This is a genomic window from Acinetobacter sp. CY17 (assembly GCF_059515825.1).
The window spans coordinates 181,910-203,802 of the sequence record NZ_JCAKMX010000003.1 but is presented as its reverse complement, the minus strand read 5'-3'; the positions used below and the strand labels follow the sequence as shown (position 1 = coordinate 203,802).

Here is a 21,893-nt window from a genome sequence, read left to right as displayed (position 1 = left end):
AAACAGCCGTGTTTGGCAACTTCAGTTAAGCTTAAGGCAATCTGTTGATTTACTGTGTCGCAATGCCTTTTACCTTATCGCATGCAGTGCTTGCACCTGTACTCGCCCGCGCAAGTCGACATACCTTACCACTTGCCGCCTTGGCAATTGGCTGTATGTTACCTGATTTATATCGTTTATTTGTCACTGATGCAGGACGTATTTCGCATCGTTGGTCGGGACAAATTTATCCCAATTTAGTCATTGGTTTGGGCTTTTGTGGGCTATGGTATGCCCTGTATCGGCCCATGCTTTATCAGTTATTTAATTTATCCGACCCGATTCAAATTAAAGGAGTTTTAGGCGCATTAAAATTTATTTTTTGTATGCTGATTGCACTCCTTCTTGGCAATGCTACGCATATCCTCTGGGATGGTCTGACCCATGTAGATTTTCGCACTCTAATCCTGCATGATTTCTTAAGTCAAAACATTGCGGTATTAGATGTTGAGTATCCGCTGCACTTTATCTTGCAAATTCTGAGTTCTGCTTTGGCCTTGCCAGTTTTAGTGTATTGGATCATACGTTATTGTCAACGCCACCACAGCCCAAATTTGGCCACACAGCGTCTACGGTTTGCGATTGCGACTGCTTTTCTCCTAGCAACTGTCATGGCCATTTTTTGGAGTCGGGCCTATTTAAGCCAGTTCTCATTTAATACGTTACAAGGCAACGCTTATTACTTTCTTGGGCGTACATTTAATGAATTTAGTCAGATTTTCTTATTCGTTTCAGCCTTTGTCTTAAGCATTTTAAGTATTTGGCAACAATTTTTTCGCGATAAATAAAGCAATCACTGGGCTTTGCCTTAATTTAATGCTGTTTTTTGTTGTAGTTCTTGTGAGGGCTGTCCCAAAGAGGCATAATCCTAGACTTTGAATAAAAGCATACGCTGTTTACGTAGTAGCTTTTTTGTAACCCATATAGTTGGATTTTATACGCCATGATGCGAACTCATTACTGCGGTTCTTTAACCGAAGCTCAAATTGACCAAACCGTAACACTATGCGGTTGGGTACACCGTCGCCGTGACCACGGTGGTGTCATTTTCCTTGACATGCGTGACCGTGACGGTCTTGTGCAAGTGGTTATCGATCCAGATACGCCAGAAGCATTCGCAACTGCGGATAAAGCACGTTCAGAATTTGTATTAAAAATTACAGGCCGCGTACGTCGTCGTTACGAGGGCACTGAAAACGCAAATATTACCAGCGGTCAAATCGAAGTGCTTGGTAAAGAAATCGAAGTTCTTGCTGCATCAGAAACGCCGCCATTCCCATTAAATGACGAAAATACCAACATTTCTGAAGAAGTACGTTTAAAGTACCGTTTCTTAGACATCCGTCGTCAAGAAATGTTAGATCGTTTACGTTTCCGTTCTAAATTAACTAACCTGATTCGTAACTATTTCGAAGAAAATGGTTTCTTAGACGTTGAAACACCGATTCTAACGCGTGCAACACCAGAAGGTGCACGTGATTATTTAGTGCCAAGCCGTGTATCAAACGGTAGCTTCTACGCATTGCCACAATCGCCTCAGCTATTTAAACAGTTGTTGATGGTCGGTGGTATTGATCGTTACTACCAAATCGCGAAATGTTTCCGTGATGAAGACTTACGTGCGGATCGTCAGCCTGAATTCACCCAAATCGACGTTGAAACATCGTTCATGAGTGACGATGACATCATGGATTTAATGGAAACTTTAACCATTAAGATGTTCAAAGAACTTCTTAATGTTGAGTTTGATAAATTCCCACGTATGACCTATGCAGATGCAATGCGTGACTATGCATCAGATAAGCCTGACTTACGTATTCCTTTGAAACTTGTTGACGTTGCAGACATGATGCAAGACGTTGAGTTCAAAGTATTCGCAGGTCCTGCTAAAGATCCTAAAGGTCGTATTGTTGCGTTACGTGTACCGGGTGCGGGTGCTTTACCACGTAGCCAAATCGACGAATATACTAAATTCGTGGGTATCTACGGTGCAAAAGGCTTGGCTTACATTAAAGTCAACGATCTTGAAAAAGGCATTGAAGGTCTACAATCTCCAATCGTTAAATTTATTGAGCCAATCGTACTTGATCTATTAAAACGCGTGGGTGCTGAAAACGGTGACATCGTATTCTTTGGTGCAGATAAAGCCAAAGTTGTAAATGATGCCATGGGTGCTTTACGTATTAAAGTGGGTCATGACATGAACATGGCGACATGTGAGTGGGCACCGCTTTGGGTGGTTGACTTCCCAATGTTCGAAGAAACAGATGATGGCAAATGGACCTCTGTACATCACCCATTCACGCTACCAAAATCAAGCGTTGAAGAAGTGAAGAACAATCCAGGTGCGGCATTGTCTGTTGCTTACGATATGGTCCTAAACGGTACTGAAATCGGTGGTGGTTCACTACGTATCTTTAACCTAGAAATGCAAAAAGCCATCTTTGAAGCTTTAGGGATTTCTGAAGAAGAAGCAGAAGAGAAATTCAGCTTCTTGTTAAATGCGTTGAAATTCGGTGCACCTCCGCATGGTGGTTTGGCATTCGGTCTTGACCGTTTAGTGATGTTGATGACAGGTGCATCTTCTATTCGTGACGTGATTGCCTTCCCGAAAACTAAAACTGCTGAATGTCCGTTAACTCAAGCGCCTGCGCCAGTTGAATCGACTCAGTTACGTGATTTGGGTATTCGTTTACGCGAAAAACCAAAAGCTGAAGAAGCAAAATAATTTTTTAGCGTCTTCTTTTTTCTCCCTTGAGGAGAAATAAAAAAGCCCTGCAATAGCAGGGCTTTTTTGTGTGATTGAGCCAAAAGCATAACGGTGGCATAATAGCCTCAGTTTAGTTTTAGGGTAAGCAAGCGATGGCTATGCGTCCTGCGGTTCGTAATAAAGGCATTATGCTGATTGTATTTTCAGTGGTGCAATGGTTATTTATGCGTTATATCTTAGCCAATAATTTATTTAGCTTAGATACCAATGAGCGAATTTTATATTTCTGCGTAAGCAGTATTGCTGGTGCATTTGTTATTTTTATTGCCTTAATTTATATGGTCTTGATGGGCAACCCAGACAAATATAAGAATTAATTTATTTTAAAGCCTTTAATTTTAAAGGCTTTAATTTTCTCTCTTCTTTTTTTCTATCCTTATCTTTATGCTTTATTATTTTTTAAAAGTCATAGCGCGTTTGCCCTTGACTTGGTTATATACACTCGCCCATTGTTTTGCTTATTTACTGTATTTACTCCCTTCTTCATTTAAAAAGATTAGTCAAACTAACCTGAATTTGGTCTATCCAAGCCTGTCCTCTCAAGCCCAGACAGCCTTACTCAAAAGCAGCTTAAAGAGCCAATGCTATACCTATGTCGAGTCAATTAAATGTTGGGGGATGCCCAAGGCCTACAGCATCGATTTAGTACAAAATGTACAAGGTGCTCAATTGCTTGAAGATGCACTGGCCAATCACAAAGGCGTGATTATGGTGGTAACCCATTTTGGCTGTTGGGAGCTGCTAAATGCGTGGCTGAGCCAATATACCGCCCCAGTAATTATGTATAAACCCAATAAAAACAAAAGTGTAGATCGGTTTGTTTTACAAGCACGGCAAAACTTTAATGCAACGTTGGTGGCCACCGATAAAACTGGCGTCAGTGCGATTTTCAAACACTTAAAGCAAGGTGGTCTAACTGTGATTTTGCCAGACCATTTGCCCAAACCCTCAGGCGGTATTTATGCCAATTTTTTTGCCCAAGAAGTATTATGTACCACGTTGGTGTCTAAACTGGCACAAAAAACCCAATGTAATATATTAGGTTTAAGCTGCTTACGGGTAAAATCGGGCTTTAAAGTCATTTGCCAACCCATGCACCATGACATTGGTGGGAAAGATTTACAACGCTCGGTAGAATGCTTAAATCATGAAATGCAAGCCATGATTAACCAAGCCCCAGAACAATATATTTGGTCGTATAAGCGTTTTCGACGTATGCCAAGCGATCCACATTTATATAAACGCTGCTAGCCCGCTGAGTGCTGAAAAAACCTTTATTTCTGTAGGTTTTCTTATTAAGTCATCACATGCTGTTTTAACTGAGCCAATATATTGTCCGCCACGGCTTGGTGTCCCTTGCCCGACAAATGAGTTGGATCATCATAATAATCACTGTTTAAATGGGCTTTTAACAGATCAAAATGCTTGATCACAAACACACGCTGGCCATCGTGCAATTTAGCTAAAGCTTGGTTATAGGCCAAAATACGTGGTTCACGGCTTAAGTCCTGATTTGGATAAATTTCTGGCAATAAAATATATTTAGCTTGGCTATGCTGAATCATGTATTGAATATTAGCAATATATTCTTCAACGGGTACTACATTGCGTGTACCAAACAGAGCATGAAAATTAAATTTTCGACCATACTTTTTAATTTTTTTCACGATCTTACGCAAAAATTTACGCCATTTGGTATCTGGGTAATACAACACAAAGGGCGCACCATTAAAGGTTTGCCACGAATCTACAATGCCATATTGAATCGACAAAATGTCTGCACTTTGCACATCCTCTTTTTTAAAATATTGTAAGCCTTCACGGGTGCTTGACATGGTATGTCCGTAGTTGGTCACTTGCCAACCCATTGCCGCGGCTACACGTTCAGGATAGGCATGATTTTGCTGCAGCGGTGCACCTAAAGTTACGCAATCGCCAAGCGCAACATAACGAAGTTTTGAATTTTGCATGTTGAGTCTGCCTTAATGAGCCAATAATTGTTGGTAAAGCTTAGCCGTTTGCTCAGCCATACTGCTGACCGTTAATTCCTGCTGGGCACGTTGAAATAAGCCTTGCCAATCTTGCTGTTGTTTTGATTCTACACTTAATGCTTGCTGCAAAGCCTGACGTAAGCCTTGTATATCATTTAACTCTGCTAAAGCCTCAGGCGGCAACCACTCCACAACCCCATTCACTTTGGTAGACACCATAATTTTTTCCGCCTGTAAGGCTTCAACCATCACCAGCGGAAAACCTTCACGCTCTGAAGATAATGCAACCACATCAGCCAATTGTAATATGTCCCGTGCATCACGGCGAAAACCTAAAAATGCGACGTGTTCAGTCATATCTAAGGCTTTTACTTGTGCTTCTAAATCGGCGCGTAAAGAGCCATCACCGACAATCCACAAATTGGCTTGAATGCCTTGCATGGCTTGAATCAGTAAAGCAATATTTTTTACCGGTTCTAAACGTCCAATACATAGCACATTTTTTTGCTGAGGGTTCAGCTGTGGATGCTGAGCAAAAATCTCATGTTGTAGTTTTTTTGTTTCTGCTGGGCTTAATGCAGGCTGTTGATGTACACCGTTATAAATCACATGCGCTTTATGTTCGGGAATGCCTGCTTTTAATGCTGCACTTACAGCAATCACTGCATCAGCATGCGCATAAATGGCTTTATTTTTTTTGGTGCCGTGTACTGTCGTGACCACTTTGGCTGATTTAGGTAAACAGCTACGAATAAGTTTGACTAACTCAGCGGCTTTCCCCGCTTGTGCGTGTACAATGTCAGGTTGAATCTGCTGAATCAGTCGCGCGAGTTGCCACCATAACAGCGGATTTAAACGGCTACGCGCAAAGTTAAAGCCATGAAAATGTACCCGTGGATGAAGATGCTGGGCATACGCCTCTAAGGCAATTAAATGTACCTCATGCTGCTCAGATAAAGTATTCACCAAGTTAAAGGTATGTTGTTCCAAACCGCCTAAGCCACCACCACTGGTTGCCATAATCTGTACAATTTTCATGCAGTTGTCTTCTGAATATTTTGTTGAACCAAAACTTTTAAGCGTGCAATACGACGCTTAATTTTTTTATGCATCAAAGATTTAAACCAATACGAGACGGGAATAATCTCTTTACCACGCAGCACCGACTTTACATCAATACATTTCAGTTGAAGCTGTTGCCCATCGCGCTGTACCACCAAATTACCTGCATTTAAATCAAACAATGGAATATTATATTTGAGCAACCAAGTTTGAAACTCATCTAATGCAGCAAGCAGTTGCTTTGTATCAATGTTGCTTGGATGCTGCATATAATGAAATAAGCTTTTTGCAATTTGCCCATCGGCACTTTGTACCAATTCACAGCGTAGGATTAAACCTTGGGCACTGGCATCTACACTAATACAACGCGCCATATAAGTATCAAGGACTGTGTGACCTAAACGCTGTACTAGACTTTGATAGGCTTGCCACTCAATATAATTTTCATTAAAGATACTCAAGCGATCACTCAGTTCACGACGAATACGCTGGCGAAAATTTTTCACACTGCGCTGATGCTTAGGTAAATCAATTTTGAGGCATATGGCAGGGTCTTGTACATCACGTACACAAATACGGTTTGCACCTTTACCAATCACATCTGCAGCTGACCACTGCACTTGTTGCTCTGCCATTATCCAACCTAACTATTACACGAATTGCGCATTATAAGACAATGCAGCCTTAGAAAAATGTATTTTTATACCAGTACAGAAGCAACCCGATCCGCCTCTTGTAATGTACTGGCTTTGGGCAGATGCAGAATAGACGTAGCCAAACTGGCTCGTTTTTGTTGTAACAACAAATCAACCGATGCAGTAATGCGATCTTGCTTTAAACGCTCTATAGCAATAACACCCACTTTACAGCCTGCTGTTAAAGCTTCATAAATCATAGAGACACTATCTTCTGTGACCCATACTGCTTCAGCCAATTGCATTTGTTCAAAAATCCAACCTTGTATCGTATCTTCTACTGGGAAAATCTGTAATTTTGCTGCAAAGCTGTATGTATTGAGTTGGCTTAAAAACTCTTTTGGGGTACGGCGTGATGTGGTTAAAATAATGTCAGATTTTTTATTATCTTGTACAATTTTCTCAATGGTTTCTAAAACCTTGGCTTCGTTCCACTTATGACGTTTAGAGTCACCCCCTAGCGCAATTAAAATGCGTTTAGGTTGATGGCGCTTTTCATTGACAATTGGATTTAAAGCGCCTTCGGTCACAATCACATTGTTTTCTGCGTTAATCCCATCATGTTTAGGCACCACCACATAATTAAACCAATGCAGCGGAAATTTAGGCTTCATTAACACCACTGTTTTGGCTTTGGGAAACACTTGCCCTAACAGCAGGACTTTAAGCTGAGTTTGACTGCCGACACTGAAAATATAATCAGGTATCTGTTGAATTTTGGGATGCTTTTGATTGCCACGCGCTAAAAATAAGTTAAACGCAGATAGAGATTCAGCAGCCACTTCTTCAAAGGTCACTTGCTGCGTGCTTAAACGCTGCATGGCTTTATATAAACCCAAAGCCTGTGAGCGATGCCCTGCTTTTCCATCTGTTACATAAACAATATGCATGTATCAACCTATTTAAAACACAATAAAAAAGGCGAAACTTTCGTTTCGCCTCTCATACTACCCGATTGACTTATTTTACGTAAGTTAACCAGTGCGCATATTTAGGATCTTTACCCTGAACTGCATCAAAGTATGCTTTTTGGATTTGCGTTGTGATTGGACCACGTACACCTTCACCAATTTGACGATCATCGTATTCACGAATTGGCGTCACTTCTGCTGCTGTACCTGTGAAGAATGCTTCATCAGCAATGTAGAATTCATCGCGGGTAATACGACGTTCAATCACGTCATAACCTAAGTCTTTAGCAATGGTGATGATGGTTTGACGAGTAATACCGTCAAGCGCACCGCCTGCGATATCAGGGGTATGAATCACGCCATCACGAACCAAGAATACGTTTTCGCCTGAACCTTGGCATACATAACCTTGTGGATCAAGTAACATAGCTTCGTCATAACCTGAGTGAGCCACTTCTTGATGCGCAAGAATGGATAAGGTGTAGTTACCCGATGCTTTGGCTTTACACATGGTCACGTTTGGATGATGATGCGTAAATGATGAAGTTTTTACGCGAATGCCTTTCGCCATCGCTTCTTCACCAAGGTAAGCACCCCAGCTCCATGCCGCAACCACTGCATGAATGGTATTGTCTGTTGCAGCAATACCTAATTTTTCTGAACCAATAAAGATAATTGGACGTAAGTAGCAAGATGCTAATTTATTTTCACGAACCACATCAATTTGAGCTTTCTCTAATGCTGCTTGATCAAATGGAACTTTCATTTGATAGATTTTTGCAGAATTTAACAGACGCTTAGTGTGTTCTTTTAAACGGAAAATAGCCGTTCCATTCGGGGTTTCATAGGCACGGACACCTTCAAACACACCCATACTATAATGCAAGGTATGTGTAAGTACGTGAGTTTTCGCCTCACGCCAATCAACTAATTGTCCATCTTGCCAAATAAAACCATCACGATCAGCCAAATTCATGACACACACTCCAAATTGTTATACACAGTCATTTTTATCCAAGGCAAACACTGCACTTGGATCAATTAATCTTTGCCATAACTTGCAAACGACCTCTCGGGTAGCGTGCCAATCATCTGCCAAAACTTGCATGGATTGATTTGCAAGTGCTAGACGATGGCTCTCGGCTCGTTCACGAAGATAAGCTTGAATCAATGCTGTCGCGTCGGCGCTGGATAAGCATTCCGTTCTTGCGGCATCCTCAAGGATTCGTACGTTGTCAGAGTAATGGGCGAGATCGGGATTCGACCCACTCCATGCTAATACCGCATACTGTGCCATAAATTCGATATCAACGATACCACCTGCATCCTGTTTTAAATGAAAAATTCCATCTTTTTGTTGCTCTTTTGAGGAACCTAAATGTTCTTTCATTTTTTGGCGCATTTTCAGCACTTCGGTACGAACATTGGCTTCATCGCGTGGCTGAGTCAAAATAAGGCAACGTAACTCCTCAAATTTTTGGCAAAGGCTAGCCTCGCCTGCAATTGAGCGGGCCCGCACTAAAGCTTGATGTTCCCATACCCATGCACTTTTAAATTGATATTGTTCAAAGGCTTTAAAGCTGGTCACCAGTAAACCCGCCTCACCCGATGGGCGCAAACGGGTGTCAATTTCATAGACACGACCATCTAAGGTTTGCGTGGTCATCAGTGACATAAATTTTTGCGCCACCCGCATAGCAAACTCAAAACCGCTAATGGCTTTTTTACCGTCGGTATCGGCTTGTTCATCCATGGCATGAATAAAGACTAAATCTAAATCTGAGCCATAGCCGAGTTCAATGCCACCGACTTTGCCATAACCAATCACACTAAAAGCAATATGATCGAGCGAACAACGTTGACCTTCTAAATCAAGTGGATAGCCGTGTTTTTTAGCCACAATTTGATAAGCCAAATGCAGTGTGGCTTTGACTGAGACTTCCGCAATATCGGTTAAGGCATCAGAGACTTTCATCAGTGGACTTTCAGCCAAAACATCACTGGCTGCCACAGTTAAGACATTGGATTTTTTAAATAGACGTAACACGCGCATTTGATCTTCAACTTGATCAATCTCAATGCGTAGCAGTTGCTGACGTAATGAATCTTCTAAATCTTGACGCTTTGGCAGCTCAAAATCCATGGATAAAAATTCATCTAATAATACCGGATAATGCGTGAGTTCTTCACAAATCCATGGGCTAACAGTGGCCATTTTCACTAAGCGTTGCAGCGCACCTTTGCTTTCAATCAGCATGACCAAATATACGGTACGGCGCATGACCGATTCCAGCAATGGCATAAGACGCACTAAGGCCATTTGTGGATGATCAGATTGCAACACAGCTTCAAGTAAATGCGGCCAAAAGCTTTTGAGACGTTGAATGGCTTTGGCCGGTAGTTTTTTTAAGGCGTGTCCATGCCAAAATTCGTGCACCAGATTCTTGGCGTTATCATCTAAAACCTCATGTAACCGCTGCTCAAGCTGACTCATGTTTTCAACTGAACTATCTAAGTCTTTTTCTTTAATTAAATGCTCAAATTGATACATGACCTTGCTGCGTTTGGCATTTAAGCACTGTAAAAATGCCTGCCAACTCTCAAAGCCTAAAGTTTCAAAAATACGTGCACGTAAATCGGGTTCTGTCGGTAAAGATTGGGTTTGTTGATCATTTAAGGCTTGAATGGCATGTTCAACACGGCGTAAGAACAAATAGGCATCTTCTAAATCAATGACCGCTTGTTCATCTAACAACTCTGCATCATCTAAATGACTTAAGCTAACCAAACATTGACGATCTTGCAGCTCTAAGCGGTAGCCACCATAAATCAGCTGAAAGACTTGCACAATAAATTCAACTTCGCGAATCCCACCTGCGCCCAATTTAATGTCATCTTCAATATTACGCCGTGCCACTTCACGCTCGATCATGGCTTTCATTTCACGCATCGCTTCAAATGCAGTGTAATCGACATATTTACGGAACACGAACGGTCGTGTCATTTCTAAAAGCTCATCACCCTCAGGGCTTGGATTCACAATACGTGCTTTAATCCATGCATAACGTTCCCATTCACGACCATGTTGGCTTAAATATTTCTCTAAGGCGATATGACTGATCGCTAGAGCAGAACCATCTCCCCAAGGACGTAAGCGCATATCCACACGGAAAACAAAACCATCAGCAGTAATGTGATCAAGCAGATAAATTAGTTTTTGGCCCCATAAGATACAAAACTGCTGCACATCAATCGACTTACGCCCACCTTCGGTTTCACCCTGTTCATCAAAGGCAAAGATCAGGTCAATATCACTGGATAAATTGAGTTCTTGCGCGCCCAATTTCCCCATGGCAATGACAATTAAATCTTGCACTTTGCCGTTATACCCGATGGGTTGACCATATTTAGCCACCAACGGAGCTAAGGCAAAATCTTTAGCAGCACAGATGGCCGCATCAGCAAAGTCAGACAGTTCTCGCGTTAAGGTTAAGACATCGGTGAGTTGATTGGCATCTTGCCAAATCCAACGAAACATAAGCCGTGCACGCAAGATCCGCATGTGGCGCATCCAACTGCTTTCATCTGTGACATCCTGTAGGGCTTGATGGACACAATGATAAATTTGCGCACTGCTTAAAGAGCTTAAAAACGCATCTGCCGCATAATCCTCTTTGAGTAACTCAGCATGTATGCTAAGCACTTGCTCCGCATATTGACTGGCGCGTAAGGTCTTTTGTAACTGTGCTGTATTCATTGCTTTCTTTCTCAAGCCCTGTTTTTTACCTGTTATAACAGTAAGCTTGAGCTTTAGAAAAGTATTTTATCAGCAAGCTTGGCTTTGACGTTGTTCAAGTGCTTGGTGAGTATGATTGGCTGCAGGTAAAGTAACTTTAAAAATAGTGCCCTCACCTTCTTTCGAGTGCACACTAATCTGACCTTGATTTAAGTCAATAAAGCGTTTGCACAGCACCAAACCCAATCCAGTGCCTTTTTCACCTAAGGTACCTTGGCGGCTATAGGTAATCTTAGGTTCAAATAAGGTTTCAATCTGCGCTTTGGTCATCCCTAAACCTGTATCTTGAATATAAATATGTACCTGCTGCTGTGCAGTTTCGGCACGTAAAATCACCCGACCACTGCCATCATTGTGGGTAAATTTTAACGCATTAGACACTAAGTTCTGAATCACCGAGGTAATCATATTAATATCGGCATAAACCTTAATATTTTCCTCAACTTGGTTAATGAGTTGAATATTCTTTTTAACCGCCAAACTCCCCAAGACATCTGTAACAATTTTAGTCGATTGTGATAAAGCAAAATTAATCGGGTGATAGACAAAACGTCCACCTTCTGCCATGGCCCAATTGAGTAAACTTTCTAATAAATTGTAGGTGGACTGCGCTGTATCAAAGACGTAATCACTAATATCTTGAATACCTTTTTCATCAAGCGTGTCACGTTCCTTGGCGAGGATTTCAGAAAAGCCCAACAAACCATGAAAAGGGGCACGTAAGTCATGAGCAATAATTTGGAAGAATTTGGTTTTACTAAAATTGAGCGCCGCTTGTTGCTCAAATTCTTCTTTCAGTTCAGCATTTTCTAAACGTAAACGAATAATCCCCATTAAGCTTTGAATAAACTCGCGCACAATCACAATGCTTTTTTCATCAAAAGGCGTGTCGTTTTGGTCAAATAAGTATACATGACCCACAGAATCTTCACTGTCACACAAATCAACCGCCAACATACGACGATGATGCATGCCCAGATTTTGCATATACGCGGATGCTTTGGCATAAATCGGGTGATTCGGGGTGATTAAATCAGTCTCTGCAAAAAACTCATTGACTGTAGCATCTGCTTCAGATAAAAACGGACGGCACCCCTCATCAGATGAGAACCAAATATAGGGTTCATCTTTAAATGCTAAAATCGCATGATCTGTTTGGAGCATACTGCGGGCAAACTTTAAAAAATCGCTAATACGATTGTCTGCACCAAATACACCAAGCAATAATGAGAGTTTGCAGGCACTGAGCTGCTCAGTTTCTGAGCCTATTTCTAATAATTTGAGTTCCATATTCTCAGCCTCATCATTTTTTCTCAATTAGAAAAAATTGACTTCGTATCTCCATTATTTAGCACGCTATTGATTAAAATGACAACAACAAAAAATACAAAAGACGTTCAAACCTTAACATAATATATAACTAGTTTTTTACCAAGTGGTATAAACCAAATTTAATCAAAAAGTTATAAGGTTTTTTTATGAATTTTATTAATATAAAAAAACAGGCATAAAAAAACCCCAAACCTTTAATGCCAGTTTGGGGTTTTTAAATATGGTCCCGAGGGTCGGACTCGAACCGACACGTCATCTCTGACAGCGGATTTTGAATCCGCCGCGTCTACCAATTTCACCACCTCGGGAGAGATGTTGTGAGGGCTATAATAAACTTATTTTTTAAGCTGTCAACGCTTTATCTTTGTTTTTGCTCAAAATTAAGGCAGATGGCTTTTTTTTGCCGTTAAAATCGGCAATTTCTGCCATTTTAAACAAAAAGGCATATACTAAGGCCAGTTTTTTTAAGCCTTATGTTCAACATGCAACTGTCTGACTTTAATTTTGATCTCCCTGACGAATTGATTGCTCGTTATCCTCTCGAAACACGTAGCGCATCGCGTTTATTACATTTAGATAAACATGGTCAGCATCATGATTATCACTTTACCGATATTTTAGAGCTGCTTCATCCAGGTGACTTATTGGTGTTAAATGACACTAAAGTCATGAAAGCCCGTCTCAAAGGTAAACGTGCGTCTGGTGGTGCAGTCGAGGTGTTAGTCGAGCGCATGCAAGATCAGTTTATTGCGCACTGTCACATTAAAGCCAGTAACTCGCCAAAGGCAGGTGCGGAACTGTTTATTGGACCCGACCAAGTTAAAGTGACCGTACAAGGTCGCCATGAAAATTTATTTGTTGTTGAGTTTTCACAGCCTATTTTAGATGTATTGGATCAATATGGCGCTCTGCCTATTCCGCCTTACTTTAACCGTGAAGCAGAGGATATTGATACCGAACGTTATCAAACTGTTTTTAATGATCCAACCAAAATTGCCAGTGTGGCAGCACCCACTGCAAGCTTACATTTTGATGAAGAATTACTGCAAAAATTAGCTGAAAAAGGCATTCAAACCACTTTTGTGACGCTACATGTCGGAGCAGGAACGTTCTTACCGGTACGTACTAACGATATTGAAAATCACATTATGCACAGTGAATGGTGCCAAGTTTCTGATGAAGCCATGCAAAAGATTCGTGACACCAAAGCGCGTGGTAATCAAGTGATTGCAGTGGGCACCACAGCAACGCGTGCCACTGAAAGTGCAGCGCAAGCCAATGGTGGCGAACTTAAAGCGTGGACTGGCGATACACAAATTTTTATCTATCCAGGTTATGAGTTTAAGGTGGTAGATCGTTTAATTACCAACTTCCACTTACCTGAATCTACTTTATTGATGTTGGTATCAGCACTGTCAAATCGTGACAATATCTTAACTGCTTATCAACATGCTGTTGCAAATCGCTACCGCTTCTTTAGCTATGGCGATGCTATGCTGATTGATCACGCCGTAAAATAATCCAATCCTATGCCGATCGAGACCAGTCAACGCATTTTAGCTTTACGTAGTCAAAAGAATGCTGAGGTGGAACATAATCTGGCTCGGTTATGGCAAATTGGGCGCAATAGCCATTCAGCTGAAGATCTACTGAATCAGCTGCATCCATGGAGTGCGCCCAAGCATTTAAAATTTGATAATGCTTTAGCAATTTTGACTGCCTTAGTCGGCGCTGTTTTTATTTTACCGTTACTTTTAGACCCCTATGCTAGGCTTGCGCAACTGAGCGCTTTTGCTGCTGTTTGCCTCTTAGGTTTAAGTTATTTGCTCTACGCATCCGAACGTCCAATTACAGAAGTGATTGCATATTTAGAACAGCGCATGATTCAGACCCGATATCAGCTGCATTACCATAAACAACCTGAAGCCTTAGCTCGTCCTTTAAATCCCACCTTATTCATTGCACAATTAAAACAACAATTCCCTATTTTTAATCGTGGCAGCATTGTTAACGAAATTCCATTTTTTGCCAGCACCATTTGGCAAGAACAAAATGGAAAAAAGCATCAGATTTTGCTATTCCAATATCATTTTGTTAATCAATTACAAGTGCGTAATCAGCAAGGTGAACGCCTGAGCGTTAAGGAAGTGCATCAAGATTTATGGGGCGTGTTTATCTTTGATCTTGATCATGACTTACCTACCTTTGCAGCTAGTACCCAACATAAAAAAATGCCTTACCCCTATCATTTGCCTTGGCACAGCAGCGACATTCAAATTCGCAAGCGTTTATATATCGGCGGAGAAAACCCTTTAGACATGGCAAAAAAAATAGGGCCTGCCTTGACCTTAAAATTAGGTCAATTTTTTAGCCAACGTCAAGGTGAGCTTTATATTAATGAAAATCAAAATATGCTGTGTTATTTAGGCCAAGATGATTTAATGAAAATTACAAGCCATAATCATAAAAAAATTCAAGATATTTCGGCATTACGTGGACACTTACGCACTTTTAAATTACCCTTACTAGAGTGTTTAAAAGACGATCTACTGACTTTATTACAATGAGGAACATGGCATGCAACTCCTGATTTTTCTTGGGCTGGTGATGCTAATCATCGTTGCTGTCATTATGATTCGTAACAATATTATTCGTCACCATAACGCCAGCATTCGAGCCTGGGCGGATGTCGCCAGTTTTGAACGTCAAAAAGTTAAAATTTTAGAAGGACTTGCTCCACTGGTTGAGCAATATGCACAATTTGAGCAAGGTACTTTGGCACAAGTGACTGAATTACGTCAAAATATTGTGCAGCTCAAGACCGATAGCACCGATATTAGTCGCCTACAGCAGATTGAAGCCTTATCTAAGCAATTGATGCAGAGCTTAAATGTGATAGTGGAAAACTATCCTGAGCTTAAAGCCGATCAAATCTATTTAAAAATGATGCAAGAAATTGAAGAACAAAATGAGAATGTAGGTGCAGCAATTACGATTTTTAACCGCAATGTAGAAGTTTTTAACAATTATATCCAAATCTTTCCAAATAACTTGATTAATACTGCAACAACGGGCAAAAAGCCGATTCGAGTCTTTCGTGACGTCTCCACTGCGCAAAACTTTGATTATCGACCAAATTTTTAAATATAATGACCGCTCACGCTAGGGCATTACAATAACCAAGGATCTCATGTTAGAACATCTACCTGTCTTAAAAGATGCGTTAATCCATGAATTTTATCAGCTTTACGATCGTTATTATGAAGACGAAATTTATGGCTGTGCCTTGGTGTTTAACGAGTATATGATGCTCGACTATCTAACCATTGCCACCAAACGTAGCTTGTTTTCTGATGTTGAAGATTATGCACAGTTTTTAAGTCATGATGACAAATGGAATGTCAATAAATGGCGCTTTCGCTCTAGTCCTCATCATAACCGTCTGAATGAGTTTAAAACTTTGCTAGCGGACTATTTTCAGCGTCGGCATTTTTTTGGTACGCCGCTACAACAGCAAAATTTAACCGAACTGAATAATTTAGATCTACTACTCAATGCCTACAAACAAGCCAAAGAAGATTTGGTTGAGTCCTATGGTTTAGATGTCGATCAAATTCTGTTTTTTGTACATGTTCCAACCCAGCCCAATCTTGAAACCAGTTCAGCAGTCTTCTTAAATGCGTCGAGCCAATTACTGCAAGAATTTATGCAACTAAAACAGCATAATCACGTAGCACATGATCCAGCTCGTTTAAAAAAGCTCACCCAAGCAGACAAAGACATGTTGGTTGATATTGCGCAATTGGTACGGCTTGATCCTTTTGATTATATGCAAATTGCCAATCAAGCCTATATTTTAACGCTCGATGCTACTTTTGCAGATATCAACCCTTATATCCAAAATTTGGTGCAAACCATTGCTGCAATGGATACTGATCCACAATTTGCCCTGACCCGTGAGGAAATTTTAGAGCGCATCGATCAGTTCTATAGCAAGGTGATTCAACAGCGTTGATTACACAAAAATACACAGCAACTCGGTAAATACTAGCGTTTGGGCGCAGAATCAAGGAAAATAGCTCCCTTTATTTTTAGCCATCAGCGAACTGTTTTTTCGCCTTGAGTTGGAACGTGTATGAAGTTTGAAAAATTAGCGCAGTCGGGCCGTGCTCGTCGTGGTCGCTTAACCCTAGAACATGGTGTGGTTGAAACACCAATGTTTATGCCTGTAGGTACTTACGGTACGGTCAAAGGGGTATTACCACGCGATATTAAAGAGATTAAATCTCAAGTGATTTTGGGTAATACCTTCCATTTGTACCTGCGTCCAGGTTTAGATGTGATCCGTGAACACGGCGGTTTACATCAGTTTATGAAATGGAACAATCCAATTTTAACTGATTCAGGCGGCTTCCAAGTGTTTAGTCTGGGCGCAATGCGTAAGATTAAAGAAGAAGGCGTGACCTTCCGTTCGCCAATTGATGGTTCTAAAGTATTTCTATCACCTGAAACCTCAATGGATATTCAACATACCTTGAATTCTGACATTGTGATGATTTTTGATGAATGTACACCTTATCCTGCTACACATGAAGAAGCGCAAAAATCTTTACAGCTGTCATTACGTTGGGCAAAACGCTGTAAGACACAACATCACGAGGTGTTAAAAAACCGTAATGCTTTGTTTGGTATCATTCAAGGTGGTATGTACGAAGACCTACGTGATGAATCTTTAAAAGGTCTACTTGAGATTGACTTTGATGGTTATGCCATTGGTGGTTTATCTGTAGGTGAACCAAAAGAAGAAATGATCAAGGTTTTGGATTATCTGCCTGCCAAAATGCCAGAAGATAAACCACGTTATTTAATGGGCGTGGGTAAGCCTGAAGATATCGTCGAAGCGGTACGTCGCGGTGTGGATATGTTTGACTGTGTTATGCCAACGCGTAACGCACGTAATGGTCATTATTTTGTAACCGATGGTTTAGTGCGTATTCGTAACAGCCAATATCGCCATGACCAAGGTCCACTCGATCCACATTGTGATTGTTACACCTGTACCAACTTTACTCGTTCGTATTTATTCCATTTAGAAAAATGCGGTGAAATGTTAGGTTCGATGCTCGGCACGATTCACAATTTACGTTATTACCTACGTTTAACTGAAATGATGCGTGATGCCTTGGATAACGGTACATTTGACGAATTTGTTGCAGACTTTTATGCACGTCGCGGCCTAGAAGTACCACCTTGCCCTGTTGATTAATCTTTTTGCTATTTGCGCTAAAGAAAAAGACAAGGTAAATTGCTGTTCAAGACATTTTTTACTTAGTATTTAGGAAATTATAGATGAGCCTTTTTATTTCAACCGCTCATGCAGCAGGTGAAGCTGCACAACAACCTAGCCTGATGGCCAACCTCTTGATGATTGCGGTATTTGTTGCAATCTTCTACTTCTTGATTTGGCGTCCTCAAGCAAAACGCGCCAAAGAACACCGTAATCTTGTACAAAGCTTAGGTGTAGGTAGCGAAGTGGTTTTTGCTGGCGGTCTTATGGGTCGTATCACCAAAATTGAAGGTGATTTTGCAGTGGTAGAATTGAATCGTGGCGTAGAAGTGAAAATTCAACGTGCGAGTGTGATTTCGGTTCTACCTGAAGGCACTTTGAATAACCTCTAATCACAATGTAAGTCGTGCAAGTTGCACGACTTTTTATTTTAAGAAGAAAATAAATGCGTTACCCTGCATGGAAATATCTACTGATCCTCGTTGTTTTGGTGATCAGTACTTTATATGCCCTGCCAAGTTTGTATCCAGATGAACCTGCCGTGCAAATTTCGGGTGCCAAAGCTGGTACTCAAATTGACGCAAGCATCGTACAAAAAGCAGAGCAAATCCTCAAAAGCGAAAATCTCAGTAGTCATGACAGCAGCTTTAGTAATAATGCAGCTTTGCTGCGTCTAGATTCCTCTGAAGCCCAGCTCAAAGCCAAAGATGCCTTGCGTCAAGGTTTGGGTGATGATTATGTTGTGGCGTTAAACTTAGCGCCTACTACACCAGAGTGGCTACAAAAAATTGGTGCCAAACCAATGAAGCTCGGTCTGGATTTACGTGGTGGTGTACACTTCTTACTTGAAGTGGACATGGACAAAGCCATTAGCCAGCGTATGGAAACATCCGCAACTGATTTGCGTCGTCAACTGCGTGAAAACAACCTTAAATTTAATAGTTTAAGCTTAGCGAACAACACCATTACGGTTCAATTTGCCGATAATGATGCGCGTAGCGCGGCCATGGACTTCTTACGTCGTAATGGCAATGAGTTTAATCAACAAGCGCTCGCGACAGATGCAGGTGCAACTTTACGCTTAACCTACACAGATACGCGTCGTCAAGAAATTCAAAGCTACGCAGTCAATCAAAACTTAACCACTTTACGTAACCGTATTAATGAGTTAGGTGTAGCTGAGGCATTGGTACAAACCCAAGGTAGCAACCGTATTGTGGTTGAATTACCAGGCGTACAAGATACTGCCGAAGCAAAACGTGTTTTAGGTCGTACAGCGAACTTAGAATTCCGTTTAGTGTCTGATTTAAATGATCAATACATTGACCCTTATTTGGGCAAATCAAATGGTCAACCTGTTCCTCCAGGCACTGAGCTATTTGCATTTGAATCTTTAGACAGCGGTCGTGAGTTACTGTTAAATCGTAATCGTATCTTAACGGGTGAGCGTGTACAAAATGCTTCATCTGGTTTTAGCCAAGATACGGGTGGTGCCGAGGTCAACATTACCCTCGACTCTGCTGGCGGTAAGCTCATGGCGGATGCCACGCGTAACGCAGTGGGTAAACGCATGGCGGTATTGTTCATTGAGAACAAACAAAAAATTAGCTATGTCGAAGATCCTGAAACAGGTACACAAACTGAAGTACGTACTCCTTATACCGAATCTGTGGTCATTAACGCAGCAACGATTCAAGCTGTCTTGGGATCACAGTTCCGTATTACTGGTCTAGATTCACCACAAGAAGCCTCAGAGCTGGCACTTATGCTACGTGCGGGTGCTTTAGCTGCACCTATGTACTTTGTTGAAGAGCGTGTGATTGGGCCAAGTTTAGGTCAAGAAAACATCGACAAAGGCGTACTGTCTACGCAAATTGGTTTCTTACTGGTTGCGATTTGGATGGTGGTGTTTTTCCGTCTATTTGGTGTGATTGCCAATTTTGCTTTGGTGTTTAACTTAGCCATGATTTTAACCGTCATGTCTTGGATTGGTGCTTCGCTGACCCTACCGGGTATTGCTGGGATCGTGATTACCATTGGTATGGCAGTCGATGCCAACGTACTGATTTGTGAACGAATTCGAGAGGAAATAAAATGGGGCGCTTCGCCTAAACAGGCCATTGTGGCCGGTTATGACCGTGCTTATAACACCATTTTTGACTCGAACTTAACCACATTCTTGGTGGCATTTATTCTATTTGCGATTGGTACCGGCCCGATTAAAGGCTTCGCGGTGACCCTCATGATTGGTATTGTCTGCTCGATGTTTACTGCGATTACAGTGACGCGTGCGATTGTACAAATTATCTATGGCAAAAAGCGCGACCTGAAAAAGTTGAGCATTTAAGGAGATCATTGATGACTGAAAATTCTCAACCGCAATACGGTCGCCCAGAAGAAGAACGTGTTATCCCGTTTATGAAGATCGCATTGCCTGCAGCATTGCTATCGATCTTCTTAACGGTGGCCAGTATTTTCTTTATTGCCACGAAGGGCTTGAATTTAGGCTTAGACTTTACTGGCGGTGTCGCTGCTGAATTAAACTACACCAATCCAGTCAAACCTGAGCAAGTCACACAAGCGTTAAGCCAAGCTGGTTTTAGTGATGCTGTGGTACAAACCCTAGGTTCTGAACGTGACCTGATGGTGCGTATGCCCGTGCAAGAAGACATTGAAGCAGAAGATTTAACCAAAGCGATTACCACTGCGGTACAGTTACCAAACAACGCCGCCGAAGTCCCTAAAGTCGATGTAGTCGGTGGTCAAGTCGGGAATGAGCTATATGTCCGTTCTGCAGGCGCAGTCGGCCTAGCCTTACTGCTGATGCTAGTGTATGTCACCATTCGCTTTGAATTTAAGCTTGCTATGGGTGCAGTGCTGTCTTTATTCCACGACATTATTGTGACTTTAGGTTTCTTTGCTTTGATGCAATGGCCATTTGACTTAACCGTACTTGCAGCTTTACTGGCAATTATTGGTTTCTCACTGAATGATAACATTGTGGTATCGGATCGTATTCGGGAAAACTTCCGTAAGATTCGTGGCGCGACACCGCTTGAAGTGGTGAATATTGCCTTAACTGAAACCTTACGTCGTACCATTCATACCTCTATGACCCTATTACTTGTAGTGGTTGCCATGATGTTTATGGGCGGTGATGGTCTGAAGTGGTTTTCAGTTGCCATGTTTGTAGGTGTGTTTGTGGGTACTTACTCATCGATTTACATTGGTACAGCCTTTGCCTTATGGCGTGGTTTAAATCGTCAAGACTTTATTGTGCAGGTCAAACCTGAATTTGAAGAACATGGCGATGAGCAATTACCTCCGCGTTAATTGCCCACGCTAAAAAAAGCCCATCACTTGATGGGCTTTTTTTAGATCTGTTGAATGGTTGGCATCTGCGCTGTGCTACGCCAAGCAATTGTTAGCATGGCCTCATGTAATTGTAGTTGCTGATAACTCAACTCGCCCAATTGTGGATGCTGCATACTGCCCTGCATCTGCCCAAATACGACGTTGGTTTCTAAAGTATTTAAGCTTAAACGAATACCTAGACCCGCTGCTTTGACAAGCGCTTCTTTGGCTGTCCACACTTGAAACCAATAGTTTTTATTTTTTCCACTTCGCTGCCATTGCTGTAATTCATTCTGCGTAAAAGCATGCTGAGCCAAAGCCTCAAAACGAATACTGCGATTTAAATCTTCAATGTCTACGCCAATGTCATCTACATCAGCACTCATCACTAAAGCATAATGTTGCTGACTATGACTATGATTAAAGGCGAGATCTGGTAAATATGGCTTACCATATTCAGTTTTGCATAATTCTGCTGCTTGCACGTCACGGCCTAAACTTTGACTTAATTTTTCTAGGCGATACGCATGTAACGCCTGCTTTTGCGCTGCGACAAAATCTCGGCGGCTTAAAGCTGGATCAAGCTTTACAAGCTGTTGAATAGGTTGACAATCTAAATAAATTTGCATGATTTTTTCCATAAAAAAACCAGCAAC

The 21,893-nt window shown here is 41.4% G+C and carries 20 protein-coding genes and 1 tRNA gene; 12 read left to right on the top strand and 9 right to left on the bottom strand.

Going from position 1 to position 21,893, the window contains the following annotated elements; translation table 11 throughout:
- The first annotated feature begins 62 nt into the window (after positions 1-62).
- The 4 genes from AC5YCI_RS03800 (at position 63) to AC5YCI_RS03785 (ending at position 4,060) form a co-directional block, all read left to right on the top strand.
- Positions 63-827, top strand: a complete 765-nt coding sequence (locus AC5YCI_RS03800; RefSeq protein WP_496175251.1) for a DUF4184 family protein — start codon at positions 63-65, stop codon at positions 825-827.
- A gap of 155 nt (positions 828-982) precedes the next feature.
- Positions 983-2,767 (top strand): aspartate--tRNA ligase, encoded by a 1,785-nt coding sequence (gene aspS / locus AC5YCI_RS03795; RefSeq protein ID WP_496128958.1) that lies wholly within the window; start codon positions 983-985, stop codon positions 2,765-2,767.
- Between the two features lie 134 nt (positions 2,768-2,901).
- Complete coding sequence (locus AC5YCI_RS03790; RefSeq protein ID WP_122899532.1) at positions 2,902-3,126, top strand: hypothetical protein; 225 nt, start codon at positions 2,902-2,904, stop codon at positions 3,124-3,126.
- Positions 3,127-3,193: 67 nt separating this feature from the next.
- Complete coding sequence (locus AC5YCI_RS03785; protein ID WP_496128957.1) at positions 3,194-4,060, top strand: lysophospholipid acyltransferase family protein; 867 nt, start codon at positions 3,194-3,196, stop codon at positions 4,058-4,060.
- Positions 4,061-4,104: 44 nt separating this feature from the next.
- Here the strand turns inward: AC5YCI_RS03785 and AC5YCI_RS03780 are convergent, their stop codons facing one another.
- The 8 genes from AC5YCI_RS03780 to AC5YCI_RS03745 form a co-directional block, all read right to left on the bottom strand.
- Positions 4,105-4,779 carry an SGNH/GDSL hydrolase family protein gene (locus AC5YCI_RS03780; RefSeq protein ID WP_496128956.1) on the bottom strand — a complete coding sequence of 225 codons (675 nt, stop codon included), beginning with the start codon at positions 4,777-4,779 and terminating at the stop codon, positions 4,105-4,107.
- Positions 4,780-4,791: 12 nt separating this feature from the next.
- Positions 4,792-5,838: a glycosyltransferase gene (locus AC5YCI_RS03775; protein ID WP_496175250.1), complete on the bottom strand. Its 1,047-nt coding sequence runs from the start codon at positions 5,836-5,838 to the stop codon at positions 4,792-4,794.
- Positions 5,835-6,497, bottom strand: coding sequence for a YrbL family protein (locus tag AC5YCI_RS03770; RefSeq protein ID WP_496128954.1), 663 nt, complete (start codon positions 6,495-6,497; stop codon positions 5,835-5,837). The genes AC5YCI_RS03775 and AC5YCI_RS03770 overlap by 4 nt, the downstream gene beginning before the upstream one ends.
- 65 nt (positions 6,498-6,562) lie before the next feature.
- Complete coding sequence (locus AC5YCI_RS03765; protein WP_496175249.1) at positions 6,563-7,447, bottom strand: mitochondrial fission ELM1 family protein; 885 nt, start codon at positions 7,445-7,447, stop codon at positions 6,563-6,565.
- A 70-nt stretch (positions 7,448-7,517) separates the two neighbouring features.
- A complete protein-coding gene (locus tag AC5YCI_RS03760) occupies positions 7,518-8,444 on the bottom strand; it encodes a branched-chain amino acid transaminase (RefSeq protein WP_496128952.1) in 927 nt (308 codons plus the stop codon).
- Between the two features lie 18 nt (positions 8,445-8,462).
- Entirely contained in the window at positions 8,463-11,225 is a 2,763-nt protein-coding gene (gene glnE / locus AC5YCI_RS03755; RefSeq protein ID WP_496175248.1) for a bifunctional [glutamate--ammonia ligase]-adenylyl-L-tyrosine phosphorylase/[glutamate--ammonia-ligase] adenylyltransferase, read from the bottom strand.
- Between the two features lie 69 nt (positions 11,226-11,294).
- Complete coding sequence (locus AC5YCI_RS03750; protein ID WP_496128950.1) at positions 11,295-12,554, bottom strand: sensor histidine kinase; 1,260 nt, start codon at positions 12,552-12,554, stop codon at positions 11,295-11,297.
- Between the two features lie 263 nt (positions 12,555-12,817).
- A tRNA-Leu gene (locus AC5YCI_RS03745) sits at positions 12,818-12,904 on the bottom strand.
- A gap of 174 nt (positions 12,905-13,078) precedes the next feature.
- Here AC5YCI_RS03745 and queA point away from each other — a divergent pair.
- The 8 genes from queA to secF all read left to right on the top strand — a co-directional run bounded on the left by queA (position 13,079) and on the right by secF (position 21,216).
- A complete protein-coding gene (gene queA, locus AC5YCI_RS03740) occupies positions 13,079-14,116 on the top strand; it encodes a tRNA preQ1(34) S-adenosylmethionine ribosyltransferase-isomerase QueA (protein WP_496128949.1) in 1,038 nt (345 codons plus the stop codon).
- 9 nt (positions 14,117-14,125) lie between these two features.
- Positions 14,126-15,163, top strand: a complete 1,038-nt coding sequence (locus AC5YCI_RS03735) for a hypothetical protein (RefSeq protein ID WP_496175247.1) — start codon at positions 14,126-14,128, stop codon at positions 15,161-15,163.
- Between the two features lie 10 nt (positions 15,164-15,173).
- The gene (locus AC5YCI_RS03730; RefSeq protein ID WP_496128947.1) at positions 15,174-15,740 is read left to right on the top strand and encodes a LemA family protein; all 567 of its coding nucleotides are present in this window, start codon (positions 15,174-15,176) and stop codon (positions 15,738-15,740) included.
- A 46-nt stretch (positions 15,741-15,786) separates the two neighbouring features.
- Positions 15,787-16,611, top strand: coding sequence for a hypothetical protein (locus AC5YCI_RS03725; RefSeq protein WP_496128946.1), 825 nt, complete (start codon positions 15,787-15,789; stop codon positions 16,609-16,611).
- A gap of 120 nt (positions 16,612-16,731) precedes the next feature.
- Positions 16,732-17,862 carry a tRNA guanosine(34) transglycosylase Tgt gene (gene tgt, locus AC5YCI_RS03720; protein ID WP_496175246.1) on the top strand — a complete coding sequence of 377 codons (1,131 nt, stop codon included), beginning with the start codon at positions 16,732-16,734 and terminating at the stop codon, positions 17,860-17,862.
- Between the two features lie 83 nt (positions 17,863-17,945).
- Positions 17,946-18,275: a preprotein translocase subunit YajC gene (gene yajC, locus AC5YCI_RS03715; protein ID WP_496128944.1), complete on the top strand. Its 330-nt coding sequence runs from the start codon at positions 17,946-17,948 to the stop codon at positions 18,273-18,275.
- Positions 18,276-18,328: 53 nt separating this feature from the next.
- Positions 18,329-20,230 carry a protein translocase subunit SecD gene (gene secD / locus AC5YCI_RS03710; protein ID WP_496128943.1) on the top strand — a complete coding sequence of 634 codons (1,902 nt, stop codon included), beginning with the start codon at positions 18,329-18,331 and terminating at the stop codon, positions 20,228-20,230.
- An 11-nt stretch (positions 20,231-20,241) separates the two neighbouring features.
- Positions 20,242-21,216: a protein translocase subunit SecF gene (gene secF, locus AC5YCI_RS03705; RefSeq protein WP_496128942.1), complete on the top strand. Its 975-nt coding sequence runs from the start codon at positions 20,242-20,244 to the stop codon at positions 21,214-21,216.
- A 41-nt stretch (positions 21,217-21,257) separates the two neighbouring features.
- On the opposite strand, the gene AC5YCI_RS03700 is transcribed toward secF, so the two are convergent.
- Positions 21,258-21,866, bottom strand: a complete 609-nt coding sequence (locus AC5YCI_RS03700; RefSeq protein ID WP_496128941.1) for a 4'-phosphopantetheinyl transferase family protein — start codon at positions 21,864-21,866, stop codon at positions 21,258-21,260.
- Positions 21,867-21,893 lie beyond the last annotated feature (27 nt).